At 67.9% G+C, this 21315-nt stretch carries 19 protein-coding genes; 11 read left to right on the forward strand and 8 right to left on the reverse strand.

Annotated features, from left to right (window positions below; all coding sequences use genetic code 11):
* The first annotated feature begins 227 nt into the window (after positions 1-227).
* Genes betT through AC5RUK_RS09940 form a run of 3 tightly spaced genes read left to right on the forward strand, consistent with a single transcriptional unit; the run spans position 228 to position 5574 of the window.
* On the forward strand, positions 228-2441 hold the full coding sequence (gene betT / locus AC5RUK_RS09930; RefSeq protein ID WP_494152061.1) for a choline BCCT transporter BetT: 2214 nt from the start codon (positions 228-230) through the stop codon (positions 2439-2441).
* The gene (locus AC5RUK_RS09935) at positions 2438-3934 is read left to right on the forward strand and encodes an aldehyde dehydrogenase family protein (protein ID WP_494152062.1); all 1497 of its coding nucleotides are present in this window, start codon (positions 2438-2440) and stop codon (positions 3932-3934) included. The genes betT and AC5RUK_RS09935 overlap by 4 nt, the downstream gene beginning before the upstream one ends.
* Positions 3934-5574 (forward strand): GMC family oxidoreductase, encoded by a 1641-nt coding sequence (locus AC5RUK_RS09940; protein ID WP_494152063.1) that lies wholly within the window; start codon positions 3934-3936, stop codon positions 5572-5574. Before AC5RUK_RS09935 ends, AC5RUK_RS09940 begins: the two co-directional genes overlap by 1 nt.
* Positions 5575-5704: 130 nt before the next feature.
* Here AC5RUK_RS09940 and AC5RUK_RS09945 read toward each other — a convergent pair whose 3' ends face one another.
* The 3 genes from AC5RUK_RS09945 to AC5RUK_RS09955 all read right to left on the reverse strand — a co-directional run bounded on the left by AC5RUK_RS09945 (position 5705) and on the right by AC5RUK_RS09955 (position 7738).
* A complete protein-coding gene (locus AC5RUK_RS09945; RefSeq protein ID WP_494152064.1) occupies positions 5705-6112 on the reverse strand; it encodes a VOC family protein in 408 nt (135 codons plus the stop codon).
* 112 nt (positions 6113-6224) lie between these two features.
* Positions 6225-7109: a DNA-formamidopyrimidine glycosylase family protein gene (locus AC5RUK_RS09950; protein WP_494152065.1), complete on the reverse strand. Its 885-nt coding sequence runs from the start codon at positions 7107-7109 to the stop codon at positions 6225-6227.
* 26 nt (positions 7110-7135) lie between these two features.
* The gene (locus AC5RUK_RS09955; RefSeq protein ID WP_494152066.1) at positions 7136-7738 is read right to left on the reverse strand and encodes a TetR/AcrR family transcriptional regulator; all 603 of its coding nucleotides are present in this window, start codon (positions 7736-7738) and stop codon (positions 7136-7138) included.
* 70 nt (positions 7739-7808) lie between these two features.
* Here AC5RUK_RS09955 and AC5RUK_RS09960 point away from each other — a divergent pair, with 70 nt between their 5' ends.
* Positions 7809-9014: an MFS transporter gene (locus AC5RUK_RS09960; RefSeq protein ID WP_494152067.1), complete on the forward strand. Its 1206-nt coding sequence runs from the start codon at positions 7809-7811 to the stop codon at positions 9012-9014.
* Between the two features lie 90 nt (positions 9015-9104).
* Here the strand turns inward: AC5RUK_RS09960 and AC5RUK_RS09965 are convergent, their stop codons facing one another.
* Positions 9105-9398 (reverse strand): antibiotic biosynthesis monooxygenase family protein, encoded by a 294-nt coding sequence (locus AC5RUK_RS09965; protein WP_494152068.1) that lies wholly within the window; start codon positions 9396-9398, stop codon positions 9105-9107.
* A gap of 252 nt (positions 9399-9650) precedes the next feature.
* Between AC5RUK_RS09965 and mdlC the strand changes: the two genes are divergently transcribed.
* The gene (gene mdlC, locus AC5RUK_RS09970; RefSeq protein WP_494152069.1) at positions 9651-11261 is read left to right on the forward strand and encodes a benzoylformate decarboxylase; all 1611 of its coding nucleotides are present in this window, start codon (positions 9651-9653) and stop codon (positions 11259-11261) included.
* A 60-nt stretch (positions 11262-11321) separates the two neighbouring features.
* Here mdlC and AC5RUK_RS09975 read toward each other — a convergent pair whose 3' ends face one another.
* A complete protein-coding gene (locus AC5RUK_RS09975; RefSeq protein WP_494152070.1) occupies positions 11322-11651 on the reverse strand; it encodes a cupin domain-containing protein in 330 nt (109 codons plus the stop codon).
* A 325-nt stretch (positions 11652-11976) separates the two neighbouring features.
* On the opposite strand from AC5RUK_RS09975, the gene AC5RUK_RS09980 reads away from it, so the two are divergent.
* Complete coding sequence (locus AC5RUK_RS09980) at positions 11977-14001, forward strand: transglycosylase domain-containing protein (protein ID WP_494152071.1); 2025 nt, start codon at positions 11977-11979, stop codon at positions 13999-14001.
* Positions 14002-14023: 22 nt separating this feature from the next.
* Here AC5RUK_RS09980 and AC5RUK_RS09985 read toward each other — a convergent pair whose 3' ends face one another.
* The 3 genes from AC5RUK_RS09985 to AC5RUK_RS09995 form a co-directional block, all read right to left on the reverse strand.
* On the reverse strand, positions 14024-14332 hold the full coding sequence (locus AC5RUK_RS09985) for a HepT-like ribonuclease domain-containing protein (protein ID WP_494152072.1): 309 nt from the start codon (positions 14330-14332) through the stop codon (positions 14024-14026).
* 40 nt (positions 14333-14372) lie between these two features.
* Positions 14373-14714: a nucleotidyltransferase family protein gene (locus AC5RUK_RS09990; RefSeq protein WP_494152073.1), complete on the reverse strand. Its 342-nt coding sequence runs from the start codon at positions 14712-14714 to the stop codon at positions 14373-14375.
* Positions 14715-15056: 342 nt separating this feature from the next.
* A complete protein-coding gene (locus AC5RUK_RS09995) occupies positions 15057-15620 on the reverse strand; it encodes a TetR/AcrR family transcriptional regulator C-terminal domain-containing protein (protein WP_494152074.1) in 564 nt (187 codons plus the stop codon).
* Positions 15621-15718: 98 nt separating this feature from the next.
* Here AC5RUK_RS09995 and bioB point away from each other — a divergent pair, with 98 nt between their 5' ends.
* The 5 genes from bioB to bioD are packed head-to-tail and all read left to right on the forward strand — an operon-like array spanning position 15719 to position 21113.
* Positions 15719-16798, forward strand: coding sequence for a biotin synthase BioB (bioB, locus tag AC5RUK_RS10000; protein WP_494106811.1), 1080 nt, complete (start codon positions 15719-15721; stop codon positions 16796-16798).
* Positions 16791-18125 carry an adenosylmethionine--8-amino-7-oxononanoate transaminase gene (locus AC5RUK_RS10005; RefSeq protein ID WP_494152075.1) on the forward strand — a complete coding sequence of 445 codons (1335 nt, stop codon included), beginning with the start codon at positions 16791-16793 and terminating at the stop codon, positions 18123-18125. The genes bioB and AC5RUK_RS10005 overlap by 8 nt, the downstream gene beginning before the upstream one ends.
* A complete protein-coding gene (locus AC5RUK_RS10010; RefSeq protein WP_494152076.1) occupies positions 18125-19255 on the forward strand; it encodes an 8-amino-7-oxononanoate synthase in 1131 nt (376 codons plus the stop codon). The genes AC5RUK_RS10005 and AC5RUK_RS10010 overlap by 1 nt, the downstream gene beginning before the upstream one ends.
* A complete protein-coding gene (locus tag AC5RUK_RS10015) occupies positions 19252-20343 on the forward strand; it encodes a cytochrome P450 (protein ID WP_494152077.1) in 1092 nt (363 codons plus the stop codon). Before AC5RUK_RS10010 ends, AC5RUK_RS10015 begins: the two co-directional genes overlap by 4 nt.
* Positions 20340-21113 (forward strand): dethiobiotin synthase, encoded by a 774-nt coding sequence (gene bioD, locus AC5RUK_RS10020; RefSeq protein WP_494152078.1) that lies wholly within the window; start codon positions 20340-20342, stop codon positions 21111-21113. Before AC5RUK_RS10015 ends, bioD begins: the two co-directional genes overlap by 4 nt.
* Positions 21114-21315: the final 202 nt, after the last annotated feature.

Below are 21315 nucleotides of genomic sequence, written 5' to 3' on the forward strand. Positions count from 1 at the left end.
CCTGTGGCGCGCCTGAACCTCCCATACCCTCCCGTAAACAGAACACGCGGGAAAATAGGCGTGAGTCTCCCCACTTAACCGGGTAACCTTCCTCACTTAATCCATGTGCTATACGCGCGCAGGCGGCCTAATTCCTGCTCTTGCTAGCGTCTAGAGTTGCCCTCACCCGGCGAAGACAACAGCGAGACCGCAACCAGCACTCCTACGATGCGAGGTACGAGACCGATATGAGTACGCCGCCCGAAACCGGCGAGCCCACGCTCGACGACGAACACAGTAAGCGCCCGGCGCCCGGATCCGCCCCGCCGGAGCCTCCCCCCGGCACCGCCGCCGCACCCGAGCCGCGGACACGGGTCAACTGGACCGTCTTCATCGGCTCCGCGGCAGGTGTCCTCGGCATCGCGCTGTGGGCCATCCTCGACCGAGAGTCCGCAGACGCGGTGATCGGAACCGCCGTCGCATGGGTGGGCGAGACCTTCGGCTGGTGGTACTCGCTGATCGTCGTTGCGGTCCTGGCCTTCGTCCTCTTCGTGGCCGTCTCCCGCGTGGGCAAGACCCGGCTGGGGCCGGACCATTCACGCCCCACCTTCAACATCTTCACGTGGACCGCGATGCTCTTCGCCGCGGGCATCGGCATCGACCTGATGTTCTTCTCGGTCGCGGAGCCGGTCACCCAGTACCTGGCTCCGCCCACGGGCGACGGCTCCACCGTAGAGGCCGCCCGGCAGGCCGTGGTCTGGACCTTGTTCCACTACGGCATCCTCGGCTGGGGTCTCTACGCCCTGATGGGGCTGGCCCTAGGCTACTTCGCCTTCCGGCACAACCTGCCGCTGAGCATTCGCTCGGCGCTCTACCCGATCCTGGGCAAGCGCATCCACGGACCGGTGGGCCACGCCGTCGATATTGCCGCCATGCTCGGCACCATCTTCGGCATTGCCACCAGCCTGGGCATCGGCGTCGCACAGCTCAATTACGGCCTGAGCTTCCAGTTCGGCATCCCGGAAAACACGGTGGTGCAGATCGCCCTGATCGCCGTCGCGGTGCTGATGGCGACGATTTCGGTGCTCACCGGGATTGAAAAGGGCATCCGCCGGCTGTCCGAACTCAACGTCGTCCTGGCGATCTCCCTGATGGTCTTCATCCTGATCACCGGTTCCACCCGCTACCTGCTGGACGGGATCGTGACCAACATCGGCGACACGCTCTCCCGCTTCCCGTCGATGGCCCTGGACACCTTCGCCTACGACCGGCCGGGCGACTGGCTGAACGGCTGGACGCTGTTCTTCTGGGCCTGGTGGATCGCCTGGGCGCCCTTCGTGGGCCTGTTCCTGGCGCGCATCTCACGGGGACGCACGCTGCGCGAGTTCGTCATCGGCGTGCTGGTGGTGCCGTTCGCGTTCATCCTGCTGTGGATCTCGATCTTCGGCAACAGCGCCCTTGAGATCGTGATGAGCGGCAACACCGCCTTCGGCGAGGTGGCCATGAGCCAGCCGGAGCGCGCCTTCTACGGTCTGCTGGAGCAGTACCCGATGGCCCCGCTCAGCGCCGCGATCGCCACCTTTACCGGGCTGCTGTTCTACGTCACCAGCGCCGACTCGGGTGCCCTCGTGATGAGCAACTTCACCTCATACCTCAAGGACGCCGATTCCGACGGCCCCAAGTGGCTGCGCGTTTTCTGGTCCGTCGCCACCGGCCTGCTGACCCTGGCGATGCTGCTGGTGGGCGGGGTGCCCACGCTGCAGAGCGCCACCGTGATCATGGGCCTGCCGTTCTCGGTGGTGCTGGTCTTCATCATGCTGGGCCTGTACAAGGCGCTGCGGCTGGAGACCGCACTGGCGGACAGTTACCAGGCCGGCCTGCACGCCGTGCTCAACTCCCGCACCAACGTGCCGCACGGGGCTGACGGCCGGCGCGGCTGGCGCCAGCGCCTGGCGCGGGCCATGAACTACCCGGGCCGCCGGCAGGCCCAGCGCTTCGTGTCCGAGGTCGCCGTTCCCGCGCTGTCCGACGTCCGCGCCGACCTCGCCGCCCGCGGATTGGAAGCCACGCTGAAGACCAGCACCGTGGAGGCCTTCGGGATCGACACCGCCGACCTCTGCGTGGAGCTCGACGGCGAACGCACCTTCAAGTACCAGATCTACCCGGTGCAGAACGACGTCCCGTCCTACGCGCGCTCCTCCGCCGCCGGCGGCAAGTACTACCGGATCGAGGTGTTCTCGCTCGAGGGCAGCCACGGCTACGACCTCATGGGCTACAGCAAGGACGAGGTCATCGCGGACGTGCTGGACCACTACGAGGTGCACCTCGAGTTCCTGCACCAGCACCGCGCCACCCTGCCCTACAGCACCGCCGCGGAAAACGTTCCGCCCAAGGCGGACTGGGAAACCGACTACGACACCGTCGACGAACCCGTCGCCGCACTTCCGAAGGAGACACCATGACCACAACCGCCTCCACCTTGTTCATCAACGGCGCCTGGGAGCCGGCCGCCTCCGGCGCCACCCGCGAGATCCGCAACCCGGCCGACGGCCAGGTCGTCGCCACCGTGTCCGAGGCCGGCCGGGCCGACACCGAACGCGCCATCGCCGCGGCCCGCGCCGCCTTCGACTCCGGCGTCTGGGCGGCCGTCCCGGCGCCGGAGCGCGGCGACTTCCTGCTCAAGGTGGCCGCCGGGCTGCGCGAGCGCCGCGAGGAGTTCGCCCGCGCCGAGTCGCTGGACACCGGCAAGCGGATCATCGAAAGCCGCATCGACATGGACGACATCGCCGCCTGCTTCGAGTACTTCGGCAAGATCGCCTCGCAGCAGGCCGGCCGCGTAGTCGACGCCGGGGACCCCGCCGTCGTCAGCCGGATCGTCCACGAGCCGGTGGGCGTCTGCGGCATGATCACGCCCTGGAACTATCCGCTGCTGCAGGCCGCGTGGAAGATCGCGCCCGCGCTGGCCGCCGGCTGCACCTTCGTGCTCAAGCCCGCCGAGCTCACCCCGTCCACGGCCATCCTGACCATGGAACTGCTCAAGGACCTGGGCCTGCCCGACGGCGTGGCGAATCTGGTCACCGGCGCCGGCGCGGAGGCGGGCGCACCGCTCTCCGAGCACCCCGACATCGACCTGGTCTCCTTCACCGGCGGCCTGGTGACCGGCAAGGTAGTGGCGGCGGCCGCCGCCGGCACCGTGAAGAAGGTGGCACTGGAGCTCGGCGGCAAGAACCCGAACGTGGTGTTCGCCGACGCGGACTTCGACGTCGCCGTCGACAACGCGCTGAACGCGGCCTTCGTCCACTCCGGGCAGGTCTGCTCCGCCGGCGCGCGCCTGCTGGTCGAGGAATCAATCGCGGAGCGCTTCGTGGACGAGCTGGTCCGCCGTGCCGAGGGCATCCGCCTGGGCGGTCCGTTCGACGAGGCCGCGGAAACTGGGCCGCTGATTTCGGCCGCACACCGGGAGAAGGTTGACGCCTACGTGAAGCGCGGCGTGCAGGAGGGCGCGCGGCTGCGCTGCGGCGGCGCCGCCCCCGAGGGCTCCGAGTACGACGACGGCTTCTACTACCTGCCCACCGTCCTGGACCGGGTGGAGCGGGGGATGTCCGTGGTGGTGGACGAAGCTTTCGGCCCGGTGGTGACCGTGGAGACGTTCCGCGACGAGGACGAGGCAGTGGCCACCGCCAACGACACGATCTACGGCCTGGCCGGAGCCGTCTGGACCCAGGACGCCGGCAAGGCCCAGCGCGTGGCCGGCCGACTGCGCCACGGCACCATCTGGATCAACGACTTCCACCCCTACCTCCCGCAGGCCGAATGGGGCGGCTTCGGCCAGTCCGGCGTCGGCCGCGAACTCGGCCCCACGGGTTTGGCCGAGTACCAGGAAGCCAAGCACATCTACCAGAACACCAGCCCGCAGGTGACCGGCTGGTTCGCTGACCACGGCAAGGAGAACTGATGCACATCGACAACGTTGAGAATCTCATCGACCGGGAATTCGACTACATCGTCGTCGGCGGGGGATCCGCCGGCGCAGCCGTCGCCGCCCGCCTGAGCGAAGACCCCGCGATGTCCGTGGCGCTGGTCGAGGCCGGCCCGGACGACCGCGGCGTGCCCGAGGTCCTGCAGCTGGACCGCTGGATGGAGCTGCTCGAATCCGGCTACGACTGGGACTACCCGATCGAGCCGCAGGAGAACGGCAACTCGTTCATGCGCCACTCCCGGGCGAAGGTCATGGGCGGCTGCTCCAGCCACAACTCCTGCATCGCCTTCTGGGCCCCCCGCGAGGACCTGGACGAGTGGGAGTCCAGGCACGGCGTAGCCGGCTGGAACGCCGAGGCCGCCTACCCGCTGTACAAGCGGCTGGAGACCAACGAGGACGCCGGACCGGACGCCCCGCACCACGGCGACTCCGGCCCCGTGCACGTCATTAACGTCCCGCCGGCCGACCCGACCGGCGTCGCCCTGCTGGACGCCTGCGAACAGGCCGGCATCCCGCGGGCCAAGTTCAACGACGGCACCACCGTGGTCAACGGCGCCAACTTCTTCCAGATCAACAGCCGCTCCGATGGCACCCGCTCCTCCAGCTCGGTGTCCTACATCCACCCCATCATGGAGCGCGAGAACTTCACCCTGCTGACCGGCCTGCGCGCCCGCCAGCTGGTGTTCGACGCGGAGAAGCGCTGCACCGGCGTGGACATCGTGGACTCGGCCTTCGGCCGGACGCACCGGCTGTCCGTGCGGCGCGAGGTCGTGCTGTCCACAGGCGCCATCGATTCGCCGAAGCTGCTGATGCTCTCCGGCATCGGCCCGGCCGCTCACTTGGCCGAGCACGGCATCGAAATCCTGGTCGATTCCCCCGGCGTCGGCGAACACCTGCAGGACCACCCCGAGGGCGTGGTCCAGTTCGAGGCGAAGCAGCCCATGGTTGAGACTTCCACCCAGTGGTGGGAGATCGGCATCTTCACGCCCACCGAGGAGGGCCTGGACCGGCCGGACCTGATGATGCACTACGGTTCGGTGCCGTTCGACATGAACACCCTGCGGCACGGCTACCCCACCACGGAGAACGGCTTCAGCCTGACCCCGAACGTCACGCACGCCCGTTCACGCGGCACCGTCCGGCTGCGCAGCCGCGACTTCCGCGACAAGCCCATGGTCGATCCCCGGTACTTCACCGACCCCGAGGGCCACGACATGCGCGTGATGGTCGCCGGCATCCGCAAGGCCCGCGAGATTGCCGCGCAGCCGGCCATGGCCGAGTGGGCCGGCCGGGAACTGTCACCGGGCATCGAAGCGCAGACGGACGAAGAGCTGCAGGACTACATCCGCAAGACGCACAACACCGTCTACCATCCGGTCGGCACCGTGCGCATGGGCCCGGACGACGACGCCATGTCGCCGCTTGACTCCGAGCTGCGGGTCAAGGGCGTCACCGGCCTGCGCGTCGCCGACGCGTCGGTCATGCCCGAGCACGTGACGGTCAACCCGAACCTTACCGTCATGATGATCGGCGAACGCTGCGCTGACCTCATCCGCGGCAGCTTTGCTGCGGAAACAACGACGGCGGCAGCCGGCTCCGGCGCGGCGCACGCCTGATCGGTGGCGCAGCGAGGGTGGCGGAAGCGAACACTGCTTCCGCCACCCTCTGGTTTGTGACAGCTGTCCCAAGTTCTACGACTGAGGATCAAGCTGGTGTTCGACAGCACAAGCCTTTTGATTGCTCTTGCTACCCGCTATGAGGCGAGAGGAATTCGAGTCGATTACCGTTGTTGTCCCACAGGTAGAACCGGCGCATTCCAGGGAAGTTGTCATCCCAGTCGGGAGCATGCCCATGAGCTTCTATCCGCCGGGCCAGTGCGTCGATGTCCTGCACGAGGATCCCGGGATGCGCCTTCCGCTGAGGACGGAAATTCTCCTCGACTCCTAGATGAATCTCTAAGTTATCGGCGCGCACCCACAGCCCACCACGCGCAGCCAAAATCGGTGGCTTTTGAACCTCCGTGAGCCCAAGGACTTCCACGTAAAACTTTCGGCAATCATCCTCACCACCCGGCGGCAGTGCGAGCTGAATGTGGTGTATTCCGAAACCAAAGTCGGTGGCTCGAGGTATTGCCTCGTATGGTTCAGTGACCATGCACCTCTTCTCCCGCGGTACGCGTTGTCCCCTTGAACTTACCGCGGTCGGAGGAACCACCCATCAAGGAGCACCGCGAATATCTGCGGTGAAATACCGGACCGCAGCAGGTTCACTTGAGGAACTTGGACATCCGCCGGTCCGCCAGCAGCTTCCCGCCGGTCTGGCAGCTGGGGCAATACTGCAACGAGGAATCCGCGAAGGACACTTCCCGGACCGTGTCCCCGCACACCGGGCAGGGCTCGCCGGTTCGGGCGTGCACGCGCATGGCCTTTCGCTTGGAATCCTTCAGCTCGCTGGCCGGACGGCCGGAGGCGTGGTCAATCGCCGACTCGAGCACCTGGTGCATCGCCCAAAACAACCGCTCCACGTCCTCGGTGTCCAGCTTTGAGGCGTTGGCAAACGGGGAGAGTTTCGCCGCGTGCAGGATTTCGTCGCTGTACGCGTTCCCGATGCCCGCAATGGCCGACTGGTCCCGCAGCAGCCCCTTGATCTGGCCCGAGTGCGAGGCGAGCATGCGCGCAAAAGCCGCGTGGTCGACGTCGAGCGCGTCAGGTCCCAGCCGGGCGATACCCGGCACATCCATCGGGTCCTTGACCACGTAGGCGGCCAGCGATTTCTTGGTTCCGGCTTCGGTCAGGTCGAACCCGGGCTGACCGGCGCCATCGGCGGCGACGAACCGCACGCGCAGCGCGATGGGACCTTTGCCGGGCCGCAGGGGTTCGGGCTTCAGCGCATCCGACCAGCGGAGCCACCCGGCCTTGGCCAGATGCATCACCAGGTGCGTCTGCCCTGCGGTGATGACGATGAACTTGCCGCGCCGCGTCACCGCGGACACCGGCTCGGCTGCCATCATCTCCGGCGGCACGTCCGCCGTCTTCAACACGGAAAAGGACAGCACCTCCACCTTGGCCACCTGGGCCGGCGGGGCGCCGGGCGGGATGAGCTTCAGCCGCAGGAAGTCGACGAGTCCCTGCACTTCGGGCATCTCGGGCATGCCCTAACGATAACGGAAGCTTGCTCCTATGACCGAGCGGATTGCTCCCGGCCTATTCCCGACTCGATGATCATGCGGGCAGCCTTGCGGGCATGCGTGACCGGATCGGCCGGGGCTCCCCGCAACATGCTGCTGAGGACACCGTTGTAAAGCAGCAGCAGCACGGAGGCGACGGCGTCCGGGTCGGGGCACCCGGCTTCCCGCGCCAGCCGCGCCAGCCGCTCGGTGACCATCCGCGTGTCCTGGCGAATCAGGGCGAAGACCGGGTCCTCCTGTCCGTCCTTCGGGGCGGGGCGTTCCGACGCCGTGGCCAGGAAACTGCACCACTGGGTCGGGTTCGCTGCCGCACGGAAGGACTCGACGGCATCGAAAACCGCGAGCAGCCTTGCCTCCGCGGATGTAGCGGCCGCTACGGCGTCGTCCCAGTGCTGGGTCCAGGCCTCGAGTCGGCGGGAAAGTACCTCGCGCAGGAGGTTGTCCTTGGCACCGAAGTGCTTGTATAGGGTCACGATCGCCACCCCGGCCGATGCGGCTACGCGGTCCACGCCCGTGACGGCAATGCCTTCTTGAAAGAAGTGCATTTCGGCGGCATTCAGGATGCGGTCCCGGGTAGTCAGGAGGTCAGACATGGGGCTAGTATAACGGTCGTTATGGCGTAACGGGCGCTATGGTAGGAGGTGCCGAGGCATAGGCAGGACCATGGTGGGTCGCCGAGCCGGCTCCGGCCTTGGCGTGGCGCTAGCCGGAATGCTGTTGATCGCCGCCACCTATGGCATGGCCCGGTTCGGGGTCGGCCTCTTCGCCCCGCTCTTGGCCGCGCAGCGGCCGGAACTTACCGAGGTACTGGGATGGGCGGCGGCAGCGCAGTTCACCTCCTATTCAGTGGCCGCCGTGGCGGCCGCCCGATTCGTCGACCGCGCTCCTCGGGTCGGCATCCTTCTCGCCGGAGGCACTGCGACCCTGGGCTGCTTGGGGGTGGCTGTTGCCTCATCTCCGGGCATGTTCGTGGCGGCTGTCTTCGTCGGCGGCATGGGCGGGGGCTTCGCCTCACCCGCATTGGTGCCGGTTATTGACGCGCTCGTTGCACACCGCACCAGTGCGACAGCGCAGTCCCTGGTGAACTCCGGAACGGCGGTCGGGGTGGTGGGAGCTGGCATAGTCGCCTCGGTGGCCGCTTCGATTGCCGGGGCATGGGTGCTCATGGCGCTGGTCTGCGCGGCGGCGGCGGTCGCGGCGTGGTATCCCGTCCGGGCACGGGCGGATCTTGGCACCTCTGCCCGCCCAGCCTGCGCGCCGGCTTCGAGCCCCGAACGCCGTCATGGCCCGTGGCATCTTCTCGTCGTCCCCGCCGGGGCCGCGGTCATTGCAGGCGCCGGCTCGGCCTTGGTCTGGACGTTTGGGCCGTTGCTGGTTACGGATGCCGGTTCCGTTGCTGCCGCTCGGGTCGGATGGCTGTGGATCGCCTTGGGTCTGGGCGGGGTCCTCGGCATACTCACCGGGGCTTTGGTCCGGCGCATGGGCATGCGGGCCGCATGGTGCTTCTTCGCCATTGTCCTGGCCCTCGCCAGTTCAGGGGTCTCAATATCGGTAGCCTCCGGCAGCGCTTGGGTCGCTTATGCCGGCATGGCCGTATTCGGTGCCGGCTACATGAGCCTGTCCGGCGTGCTCATCCTCTGGGCGCGCAGCGTGTGGCCCGGCAGTGCGGGAGCAGGGACTTCGTGGCTCTTTATCGCGCTGGCCATTGGACAGGCGCTGGGGTCGGCCGGCTTTGGACTGGCCTATGGGGCCTTGTCCCCCGTTGTTCTGGCGGCCCTGGCCGCGGGCCTCCTCGTCCTGGGCGGCATGACCGGACTAGCCCGGATGCGCGACTACGCTGGGAGATCCGCATCCGCACGGATCTCCTAGCGGACGCCCTGTAGGTCCCGAAGCCCCCTCAACGGGCAGCATCGGTTCCAACCAGCTGCAAGTCCGGCGGCCTGGAGCCGCCAACTGTTGTCAGTCGGCGAGCTCGACAACCTCGAACTCGAGCAGCTCTGACCCACTGGCCACCGGGGTCTTCGAGCCGTGATCGCGTGCCGCACGGTTGTCGCGCCAGTTCTCGAAATCCTCACGCGTTGCCCACTGGGTGTACACGAAGTAGCGGTCTTCGCCCGCGACGGGACGCAGCAGCTGGAAGCCCTCGAACCCCGGAGCAGAGTCGACGGCGTGCTTGCGTGCGGCGAAGCGCGCCTCCAATTCGGTGCCCGAGCCTTCGGGGACCTTGAGCGCGTTAATGACAACGATGGACACGATGCTGTTCCTTTCGGGTCCGAACCGCCCGGACCATCACGCGTCCACGCTATCGCGTCCGGGCCGTCTTGTTGCCGCACATGCGCAGGTTACCGCTGCTGCCGACCAGGGCGGGCTTCAGGAAGCCCGGAAACCGCTCGTTGGATTTAGTGATTCGCTGCACATAGGCTGCGTCCAAGGGCATGACGCCGGGCCGGCGCGGCCGGTCACCAGGACTGACCGCCTGGTTCGCGGAGTTTGAGGAGCAGGCGAGTGACGGGCAAGAAGAAGACGGTTCTCGAGGCGACGCTGGAGATGTTCCGCGCACACGGGATAACCACGATTTTCGGCAATCCCGGGTCGAACGAGCTTCCGTTCCTCGCCGGCCTGGGCGGGGACTTCGACTTCGTCCTTGGTTTGCACGAGCAGGTGGTCGTCGGCATGGCGGAGGGCTACGCGCGTGCCACGGGCCGGCCGGCGCTGGTGAACCTGCATGCCGCCTCCGGGTCGGGCAACGCCATGGGCGCCCTGACCAACGCCCATTACGGGCACATCCCGATGGTCATCCTCGCCGGCCAGCAGGTCCGCCGCACCGTCGGCCAGGAGGTGATGCTCGCCAGCGCCGACGCCTCGGCCCTGCCGGCACCGCTGGTCAAGTACTCGCACGAGCCGCTGGCCGCCGCCGACGTGCCGCGCACCCTGTCCCAGGCCGTATTCGAAACCTGCACCCAGCCGCGCGGACCGGTCTACGTCTCGGTCCCCCTCGATGACTGGGCCGAGCCCGCCCTCGACGACGACGCACTGCTCACCGACCGCTCGGTCGCCACCGCCGGCGGCCTCACCGAAGACCTGGCCCGGGAACTGATCGCCGCGATCGACGGCGCGAAGAACCCGGCCCTGGTCGTCGGCCCGCAGGTAGACGCGGCAGCGGTCGAGGACCCGGGCGTGTTCGATGCCGTGGTGGCCTTGGCGGAGAAGGCCGACGCCTCCGTCTACGTCGCCCCTTCCCCCTCCCGGGGCCCGTTCCCGACCACCCACCCGAACTTTGAGGCGGTCCTGGTCCCGGGCATCAAGTCCGTGCGCGACCGGCTCGCCGGCCACGACGTCGTGCTCGTCCTCGGCGCCGCCGTCTTCAGGTACCACCGCTGGGAGCCGAGCAACTATCTCGAAGAAGGAACCCGCATCATCCACCTCACGCAGGACCCGCGCGAGGCGACCCGGGCACCGTTCGGCCGGTCCGTCGTCGCCGACGTGGCAGGCGCAGCCAAAACCCTGGCCCACGGCGTGAGGGACCGGGGCAGGCGGCGCGGCGAACCCGGCTCCCGGCAACTGCCCGCGGCCAAGACCTCCCCGGACGGCATGACCGGCACCGAAATCCTTGAAGTCCTCAACACCCACGTCAGCGACTCCGTCGCCTACGTCAACGAAACCACTACCCTGGACCTGGACTACCTCGAACGCATCGCGATCGACCGGCCGGGCATGTATCACTTCCCGGCCTCCGGCGGCCTGGGCTTCGGGCTGCCCGCGGCCGTGGGCATGTCCCTGGGCGACCCGGAGAAGACGATCGTCGCGACCGTGGGCGACGGCTCCGCGAACTACGGCATCACCGCCCTCTACACCGCGGCGGAACGGCAGACACGGACCGTGTTCGTCATCGTCAACAACTCCGGCTACGGCGCCCTCGCCGGCTTCGCCCAGCGCATGGGCGTGCCCGACGTACCCGGCCTCAAGCTCGGCGGCATCGACTTCGTCTCCATCGCCGAGGGCTACGGCGTCCCCGCCGAACACACCAGCACCCGCGAAGAATTCGAAGCCGCCTACCAAAAAGCACTCACCGCCAGCGGCCCGGTCCTCATCGACGCTCACGTGGTCGCCGGCTGACCTCCCGTCGGCCGGGCTACTGTCGGTCGGTCTACTGTCGGCCGCCTACTGTCGGTGGGTCTACTTCAGTTCGATCTCGACGAACACAAAGACGTCGTCGGACTCATTGACAACGTTGTGTTCGCTGCCAGCCTTGCGCGTGTAGGAAACGCCCGCGGTCAGCTGGCTGGCCGATGCCCCCTCGCTGGTCTCCAAGGTGAGGGAACCGGTGCTCATGGGGACCACGACATAGTCCACCGGATGCACATGCCAACCGGTTTCCGCGCCGGGAGGAAACCGCCACTCCGTGACCGTCACCCGGTCGTTGTCGATCTGCACGGTGGCCACCGCGGGCGGGCGTCCGCCTGCCGTCTGTGGGGCCACGAAACCGGCCTGCACGTCGCGTTGCATGTTTCTCCCTCGGTCAGGAAATGGTTGTCCGTGGCCACCATATCCGGCGCCTCGGCCATCCTGCAGCAGCGCTCCAGGACGGTGCCCCTCCCCTGGCCAAAACAGGGTAGGCCAGCCTCTACCGAACGGACTTTTGAGCTTCTACCATTTTCTCTACTGCTCCATTGCGGGGAAGGAGGGGTGTGGGAACCATCGTCCGGGAATGCTCCCCAACGCCCCGCCCGAAGGCTGCGCGCGGATGCATCCGTCACCTGGATTTCCCGCATAACGCATCATGTGGCCCTTTCGACGAAACAGGTTTGAACAGGTCGATTTCGACGAGCTGATGGCGTCTGCCCGCCGTCCGAAGAAGAAGCTCCGGCGTCGGCGTCTCGACTTGTGGCTGGTCAGCGTTGCCGTCGCGGCCTTTGGGGCCGGCGCGCTCGTCGCACCGGCGGCGGTCGGCGTGTCCGCCGTCGGCAATTCCGTCCTGGACATGTGGCAAGAGCTGCCGACCGATCTGCCGATGGAGCGCCCGCTGCCGCAGCACACCGTCCTGCTGGACAAGGACGGTAAGGAATTCGCCCGGCTCTACAGTGAGAACCGGATCGACGTTGAGCTGGACCAGGTTTCGGAGGCCTTCAAGGAGACCCTGATCAGCACGGAGGATGCCCGCTTCTACGAACACCGCGGAGTCGATCCCCTCGGCATCACCCGCGCGCTGATCAACAACGTCACCAGCAACGACGTTCAGGGAGCTTCCACCATTACCCAGCAACTGGTGCAGAACATCCTGGTCAACCATGCCCGCAATGAAGAGGAAGACAAGGTCGCCGTCGGCGATACCTATAACGCCAAGCTCCGCGAGATGAAGTATGCCGTCGCCCTGGAAAAGCAGCTGCCCAAGGACGAGATCCTCACGCGCTACCTGAACGCGGTCTATTTCGGCAACCGGGCCTACGGCGTCGAGGCCGCCGCCCGCGTTTACTTCAGCACGACGGCGGCGAAACTCGACCACGCGCAATCCGCCCTCTTGGTCGGCCTGCTCAAGGCGCCGGCCGCGTACGACCCGTTCACCCAGCCGGATGCCGCCAGCGCGCGGCGGAACACCGTGGTCAAGGTGCTGGAACAGGAGGGAGTCCTGTCCGCCCGCGAGGCGCAGACCGTCCGCGAGGCCCCGCTTGGGGTCAAGCGCGGCTCCGTGCCGTCCAGCTGCGGCGGGTCCAAGTATCCGTTCTACTGCGAGGTCGTCCGGGAAGAAATCCTGAGCAACCCGGCCTTCGGCAAGACGCCCGACGCCCGGCAGGAGCGCTTCTACGTAGGCGGGCTGAGGCTGACAACGGCGCTAGACCGGAAGGCTGCCGACGCAGCCCAAAAGGCAGTCGAGCGGGCGCTCGGCAACGACAACCGCGCAGCCCTGGGAACCGCCATCGTGCAGCCGGGCACCGGTCATGTAGTCGCCATCGCGCAGAACCGGGTTTGGGGCAAGGGGGACGGCAAGACCCAGGTTGTCTACGCCAAGCACGCCTTCCAGGTCGGTTCGGCAATGAAGCCGATCGTGCTCGCCGCCGCGCTCCAGCAGGGCATCCCCACGTCCCAAAAGTTCCGGGCCGACGGCCCCTACCGCTCGCGCAGCCTGGACAATCCGCGGGGCGGGTACATCAACTACGACAACGAGGACTACGGCGTCATCAATGCGTACCAGGCTATCCGCGCCTCGGTGAACATCTACTTCATCCGCCTCGTGGAGCGCGTCGGCGTCGTCAATGCCGCCAAGATGGCCAACACCCTGGGCATCACCTCTATCGACCCCGAGAAGCTGGGCGGCAGGGAAGGCTCCATCGCCCTCGGTGCCTACGAAGTCACCCCGCTGGAAATGGCCAACGCCTACGCCGCCTTCATGAGTGACGGCACGGTGTGCAACCCGGTCACGGTCATCAAGGCAGTCCGGACCGACACCGATGAAGAGCTGCCGGTGCCGGACCCCGGCTGCCGCGACGCCATCGATCCGAAGGTCGCGGACACCGTCGCGGACGTGCTCAAGGAGCCCTTCAACCCGAGGGGCACTCTGGGACCGCGCATTGAGCTCGAGGGCAACCGGGAAGCCGGCGCCAAGACCGGAACGACGAACGACTTCGCGGCCAACTGGATTGTGGGCGGAACTCCCCAGCTCATGACCGCCGTCTGGCTCGGTGATCCCCGCGGCGGGGCGGAGTACCCGCTCACCCGTCTCACGGCCTACGGCAACACCTACACAGACCTGACCGGCTCTGAAGTCGCCGCCCCGGTCTGGAAGGAAACCATGGAGGGCGCGCTCAAGGGCGAAAAGAAAGTCCCGCTGCCCGAGGCCCACCGTTCGATGACCAAATGAACCCTGTTGCAGGCCTCCGCGGTCAGCGCTCCCTTGGCCGCGGGGCTATCCTGTCGAGCCGATCGCGCAGCTCCGGAAAACCAACCGACACCGTCACCCACAGCGCTTGCTCATCGACGCGGTCGCAGTGGTGCACGATGAAGTCCCTGTTCCTGGCCGCCTGCCGCCAAAGCGAATCGGAAAAGGTCACGGAATCCGCGGTAACGAGCCTCTTGCACAGGTTTCCGACACGGTTGCACAAAGCCTCAAAGGCCAGACGAAGCGCTGGATCGGAGTCGAACGCTTCGCGGCCCCGGTTCACGAGCTCAGCCGCCAGATCCAGGTTGACCACCAGGTCTGCCAGCCTCGTTGCGTGCGATCGTGAAGGTCTGTCACAATGGCACAGCTTCAGCCAGGATCGTCGCGTCGCGACGAGGATCAAGCCCACGGCGGGAGAGGACATCCACCCGGCGGGATACCAGTTGCTCCATATCCTCGGCGAACTGCGCCAAATCGAACGGACTTGCGGCATCCTGCGGATCGACCAGTAGATCCAGGTCGCTGTCCGGCTTTTCTTCCCCGCGGGCGGTCGACCCGAAGACGGCGACAGCTTCAATTCGGTTAAGCGTGGCTAGACGGGAAATCAACCGGCGACGCTGCTTGAGGAAATCGAGCATCGGCATCGATTCGCCGCCCAGGCCGGCGCCCATGCTGCGGTAGAGGCGGATCGGCACAATCGCGGCATCAGCTTTTCGATGGGGTCCAACCAGTACGGGGCGCGCACCCGGGACCGTTCGGAAGTGCCGCAACGTTGCCGGCAAGGCGGCGCGAGCCTCAGCTACGGTCAGGACGTCAGCGTCCGGCTGACCATTCAGCTGTTTGCAGCAGCCTTCAGGTCATTCCGCATAAGGCCAGCCTAGTTTCGGCAGTGGAAGATGAACATAAATCTGTACATCCTTCAACGCGCGGCGCATTGTCGCGAACTTGTCGGAGAGGCTCCGGCCGCCGAAGCTAGGCAACATCGCGTCCTGCATCACCCGCGGGCTCGCCCCTCGGACCCTAAGGCAGGACTCGGATCACCGCGTCCGATGCATCTGCAGCCCCTCGAGCAGCGTATTGATGCCGAAGAGGAACGCTTCGCCGTTAGTGTCGGAATCAGGGCCCGGTTCCAGCAGGCCGGATCGGGCAAGCTCGGCCCGGGTCTGCTCCTCCGCCACCGCGCCGAGGATGTAGTGCGTCAGGCTCTTCGCCCCCCAGCGCGCGTGCAGCTCGCTCAGTCCACTCTCAGCCAAGAGCGCGGTCATCCCATGCAGCGGGGTGAGGGACTCCGGCGCCAGCGCCTGCGCGAGGGAAACGACGTCCGAGCCGTCGCGCACGGCAAGGAGCGCCGCGCGCAGATCCTGCGCGGACCGCCGCACGGCACCCTCCGGGTCGCCGCCGGCGTCACCCACTTCTACTGGCTCCAGGATTCGCTCGGCCAACACCACCAGCAGTTCCTGCTTGTTCTTAATATGCCAATACAGCGCTCCGGGCTGCACGCCGAGATCGCGCGCAAGCCTGCGCATCGAGAGATCGGCCAGACCGTACGAGCGCAAAATTTCCAAGGCCGTATCGACAATCTTCTGGCGCGTCAGGGCCACGTCGGCCTCCGTCCTCTCCGTCTCCAGCCGATGTCACGTTATCGCGTCCATCATGCACCATCCTTGACAACCACTCCGGCCGCATCCACTATTGAACGGTGTTCAATTCCTTCCAAGATCTGGCCGACCGGCAGCTGGCCGGCGGCACCCTGACGCGCGACGATGCGCGTGCCATCCTCGCTTCCGACGATTCACAGCTGCTGCAGCTGACGGCGGCAGCAGCGACGCTGAGGCGGGCCCACTTCGGCAATACCGTCAAGGTGAACTACCTGGTGAACCTCAAGTCGGGCCTCTGCCCGGAGGACTGCACCTACTGCTCGCAGCGCCTGGGTTCGGCCGCCGAAATCCTCAAGTACACCTGGCTCAAACCGGAAGAGGCCGCCGAACAGGCCGCCAGCGGCATCCGCGCCGGCGCCTCCCGGGTCTGCCTCGTGGCCAGCGGCAAGGGCCCAACGGACCGGGACGTGGATCGAGTGGCCAACATGGTCGCCGGACTCAAGGACGAGCATCCGCAGGTGGAGGTCTGCGCCTGCCTGGGCATCCTCAAGGACGGGCAGGCAGACAAGCTCAAGGCCGCCGGAGTGGACGCCTACAACCACAACCTGAACACCAGCGAATCCAACTACGCCGACATCTGCACCACCCACGAATACGCGGACCGCGTTCGCACTGTCAACCATGCCAAGGACGCCGGCCTCTCCCCCTGCTCCGGCCTGATCGTGGGAATGGGCGAGAGCAACGAAGAGCTGATCGACGCGGTCTTCGCCCTGCGCGAGCTGGAGACCGACTCGATCCCGGTTAACTTCCTGATGCCCTTCGAGGGCACCCCCCTGGAGGGCACCTGGCTGCTCACCCCTGCACACTGCCTGCGGATCCTGGCGCTGGTGCGCTTCGCCTGCCCTCCCACCGAACTGCGGATGGCCGGCGGCCGCGAGATGCACCTGCGCTCGCTACAGCCGCTGGCCCTGCACGTGGCCAACTCGCTCTTCCTCGGCGACTACCTGACCAGCGAGGGCCAGGCCGCGAAGGCGGACCTGGAGATGATTGCCGACGCCGGCTTCACTGTTCTGGCTCCCGCCGGCCCGGTGCCCGCTGCGGCCGCTGACGACGACGGCGCACCGACAGAGATTTCCATCCGGCGCCGCGGCGCGGGGACGGAGCTTGCCCCCAATGCCTGAGGCAGCGCTGTCCGGCGCTGCGCTGCTTGCGCGTGACCGCGGCCTGCTCTGGCACCCGTACGCCCCGCTGGACGGCCCCACGCCTTACGCGGTTGCCGCCGCGGACGGCGTGCGGCTGCAGTTGGAAGCCGCGGACGGGGCGCGCTTCGAGGCGGTCGATGCCATGAGCTCTTGGTGGTCCGCCATCCACGGCTACCGGCATCCGGCCCTCGACGACGCAGTACGCCGCCAAGTGGAGCGGTTCAGCCACGTGATGTTCGGCGGCCTCACGCACGAGCCTGCCGTCCGGCTGGCCGAGCAGCTGGCGGAGCTGGCCCCAGATCCGCTGCGGCACGTGTTCTTCGCGGACTCCGGTTCGGTCTCGGTGGAGGTCGCGCTGAAGCTGGCCATCCAGTACCAGGCCGCAGCCGGGCGGCAGGGCCGGCACGCGTTCCTGGCCCTGCGCGGCGGCTACCACGGGGACACCTTCGGTGCGATGAGCGTGTGCGATCCGGTGGACGGCATGCACTCGGCCTTCCCATCCCTGCCGGTCCAGCATTTCCTGCCCCGGCCGCCGGCCGCGCGGCTGGACGGCGGCGGCAGCCTGGACTCCGACGACGCAGCGGTTGCCGCCTGGACCGCGGAATTGGAGGCCGCCGTCGCCCGGCACGGGCACGAGCTGGCCGGAATCATTGTGGAACCAGTGTTGCAGGGAGCCGGCGGAATGCACGCCTACCCGCCCGAATGCCTGCAGGCCCTGCGCCGGGTGGCCGACGCGCACGGGCTACTGCTCGTCTTCGACGAAATCGCTACCGGCTTCGGCCGCACCGGCAAGCTCTTCGCCGGCGAATGGGCAGGGGTGGTCCCGGACGTCATGTGCGTGGGCAAGGCCCTCACCGGCGGCTACCTGACCCTGGCCGCGGTGCTGTGCTCCACGACGGTCGCGGAAGTCATCACCGCCTCCGAATTCCGGGCCCTACTGCACGGGCCGACCTTTATGGCCAACCCGCTGGCATGCGCGGCGGCCTTGTCCTCGCTTCAGCTGCTGGAAAGCGCCGGTTGGCAGGAGCAGGTGCGAGGCGTCGAAGCCGGCCTGCGCGCGTCCCTGGCCTCGGCATCCGGCCTCGGGTCCGTCCGGGACGTGCGGGTGCTCGGCGCCGTCGGCGTCGTCGAACTTCACGACGCGGTGGACATCCCGGCCGTGACCCGCGCGGCCCTGGCGCACGGGGTCTGGGTGCGCCCGTTCCGCAACCTCGTCTACACCATGCCGCCATATATCTGCACGCCGGCTGACGTGGCGGCGATCGGCGCCGGCATTAGTGCCGCCGTTGAAGAGGTGCATGGCTGATGGGCTCCATGCAGGACTGGCTCGCCGCCCAGGCCCGAGTGCGCGCCCGGCGCGGCATCATCCGGCACACGGTACCGCGGACCGGCACCGTGCTCGACCTGGCCTCCAACGATTATCTGGGCCTGGCCGCGGACCCCCGGTTGCAGGCCGCCGCCGTCGCCGCCGTCGAACGTTACGGCACCGGCGCCCGCGCTTCCCGCGTGGTCACCGGCACGCACGCTGTGCACGAGGAGCTCGAGGCCGAGTTGTCCGCGCTCACCGGCCGCCGCGCGGCGCTGGCCTTCTCCAGCGGCTACGCCGCGAACCTGGGCATCCTCACCGCTCTCGGCGGCCCCGGAACCCTGCTTCTGACCGACGAGCACATCCACGCCTCGCTGATCGACGCCGCCCGGCTCTCCCGCTCCCCGGTCGAGGTCTTCCCGCACGGCGACCTGGATGCCTTGGAGCAGCGGCTGGCCGCGCGCAGCCAGCCGCGCGCCGTCGTCGTGATCGAATCGATCTACTCGGTGCTCGGGGACGCCGCCGACGTGTCCGGAGTTGCGCAACTATGCGCCGACCACGACGCGCTGCTGGTGGTGGACGAGGCACACGGGATCGGCGTTGCCGGCCACGGCCGCGGCGCCGTATACGCCGCGGGGCTGGCCGGAGCGGAGCATGTGGCGGTTACCGCCACGCTGTCCAAGGCCCTGGGCAGCCAGGGCGGGGCCGTACTCGGCTCCCCGGCGCTGCGCGAGCATCTGGTCAATACCGCGCGGAGCTTCATTTTCGACACCGGGCTGGCCCCGGCCGCGGCCGCTGCTGCCGCGCAGGCCTGCCGCATCATTGCCCACGAGCCGGAGCGCGTGGCCGCCGTCGGCCGCAACGCGGCGCTGATCGCCGCCGGTTTGGGCATCGAGCAGGCTGATGGCGCGGTGCAGTCCGTGCCCGCCGGCTCACCGCGGTGCGCCGCGGAACTGGCCGCCAGGCTGGAGGACGCCGGCGTGCTGGTCGGCTGCTTCCGTCCGCCGAGTGTGCCGGACGGGATCTCGCGGCTGAGGCTGACCGCCCGCGCGGACCTGGCCCCGGAGCAGTTGCGGAACGTCACCGACCTTATTAATACGCTGCTGTCCCAAATGGAGGTGCCCGCGTGAGCGAGGGCACGAGCTATCAGGTCATCAGGGACCCCGAGCAGGTCCGCCAGGTGCTGCGCCGGGTGGATGATTTCCTGCCCACCAACGCCTTGACCTCGGTGGTGCCGCTGAGCCCTGCGGCTCTGCGGATCCTGAGCCGCAGCCGGTTCGCCCTGCCGCCGGTGCTGGCCTCGGCCACCGGGGAGCTGCACCGGACGGTGCGTTCGGTGGTAGCAGGGTTCTTCACCCCCGCCAAGGTCGCCGCGATCGGCCCGCGGGTGCGCGAGCTAACGCGCAAACATGCCGAAGCCGCCGCCGCGGAGATCGCGCACGGCCCGGTGGACCTTGCCCGGGCTGTTGGCGCCCACATTCCGCCGGTGATCATGCAGGAACTGACCGGCTTCCAACTGCCGGATCTGGAAGTGCTCAAGCGCTGGAGCCGGGATTCACTGGAACTTTTCTGGGGCTGGCCGGATCCGCAGCGTCAGGTGGAACTCGCCGAAACCGCCGCCGAGTTCTACGCCTGGCTGCGGGCCGAGGTCGTCGCCAGCCACGGGCGCGACAACCTCTTCGGCGCACTGCACGCGGCCGGGCTCCGGACCGCCGAGGTCTGCTCGCTGGGCTACTTCCTGCTCATCGCCGGGCAGGAAACCACCGCGCTGCTGATCGGCACAGCCTTGTACCGGGCGCTGCAGGATCCCGCTTGCTGGCAATCGCTGGCCTCCGGCGGCACCGGATCAACGCTGGTGCGCCGGGTGCTGGCCGAGGAACCGTCCGTGCACACCTGGCGCCGGGCCGTCCCGCGCGATACCGTCCTGAACGGCAAGGCGCTGCCCGCCGGATCCGAAATCCTGCTGGAACTGGCCGGCCACCACCCGCCCGATGCTGGCCCCACGGCCTACTCGCTGGCCTTCGGCTACGGGCTGCACCGCTGTCTGGGGGCGAGGCTTGCCGAACTCGAAACCGTCCTGGCCCTGGAGGAAACAGCCCGCGCCTTGCCTGATATACGGCTGATTGGGCCGGAACCGGACTGGCTGCGGCTGTTGTCCTTCCAGGCGCCCCTGTCCGTCACGGTGGAAGCCGCGTCACCGGAAAGGAGCAACCGGTGAGGCACCCTGACGCGGGCCTGCCCGCCCTGCCCCGGATCCTGTTCGTGACCGGCACGGATACCGGCGTGGGCAAAACGATGACGACGGCGGCGCTTGCGGCGGCGTTGTCGGCGGGTTCCCGCGCGGCTTCCGCGCGCAGCGGCCGCCCCTCGGTCGCGGTCTATAAACCCGTCCAAACGGGGGTTTTGGAGGAGGAGGCCGGGGACATCGAGGAAGTCCGCCGGCTGGCCGGGATCGACCACGTCTTAGAAGGCGCCCGGCTCCGGTTACCGATGGCCCCGGTCGCCGCAGCCGCCCGGGAGGGCGCTCCCCTCCCAAGACCTGTGAAGCACACCGAGACCATCCGGAGGCTAGCCGAGGATTTCGATCACGTGCTGGTGGAGGGGGCCGGCGGACTGCTCGTTGAACTCGAACCGGGTTTTTGCCTCGCGGATCTGGCTGCTGGCTTCATCGACGGGACATCGACGGCCGGCGCCGGCGACAGCCAGCGAACGGCGGGCATCGTCGTCGTGTGCCGCAGCGGACTGGGGACGTTGAACCACACCCTGCTGACCCTCGAGGCGCTGCAGCGCCGGTCGCTTCCCGTCGCGGGGCTGGTGATCGGTGCCTGGCCGCAGGAGCCCACCGACATTGAGTTGGACAACCAGCGGTACCTGAGCGATCTTCCCGTCCCGTTTCTGGGGATGGTCCCTGCGGGAGCCTCGGCGCTGCATCCGCAAGAATTCCGCGCCCTGGCTTCCGGATGGTTCGGCGGACCGGACTTGGCCTAAACATCTCCACCCGGCGGTGCGCCATCGCGGCCGAGTGCTCGGCGTTGCGGTCCAGCACGGCCAGCACGTGCTCGGCCAGTTCCAGCGTGGGGCAGCGTCAGGAGTACTGGATCTGCGCCACCCGCGCCGGCAGGTTGTCCGCCGTCGCCTGCGCGGAGCCTAGGATCGCGTCCGAGCGGCTTCAGGCATCGAGGCTGCAGCC

It is taken from the genome of Arthrobacter sp. Y3223065 (assembly GCF_059090885.1).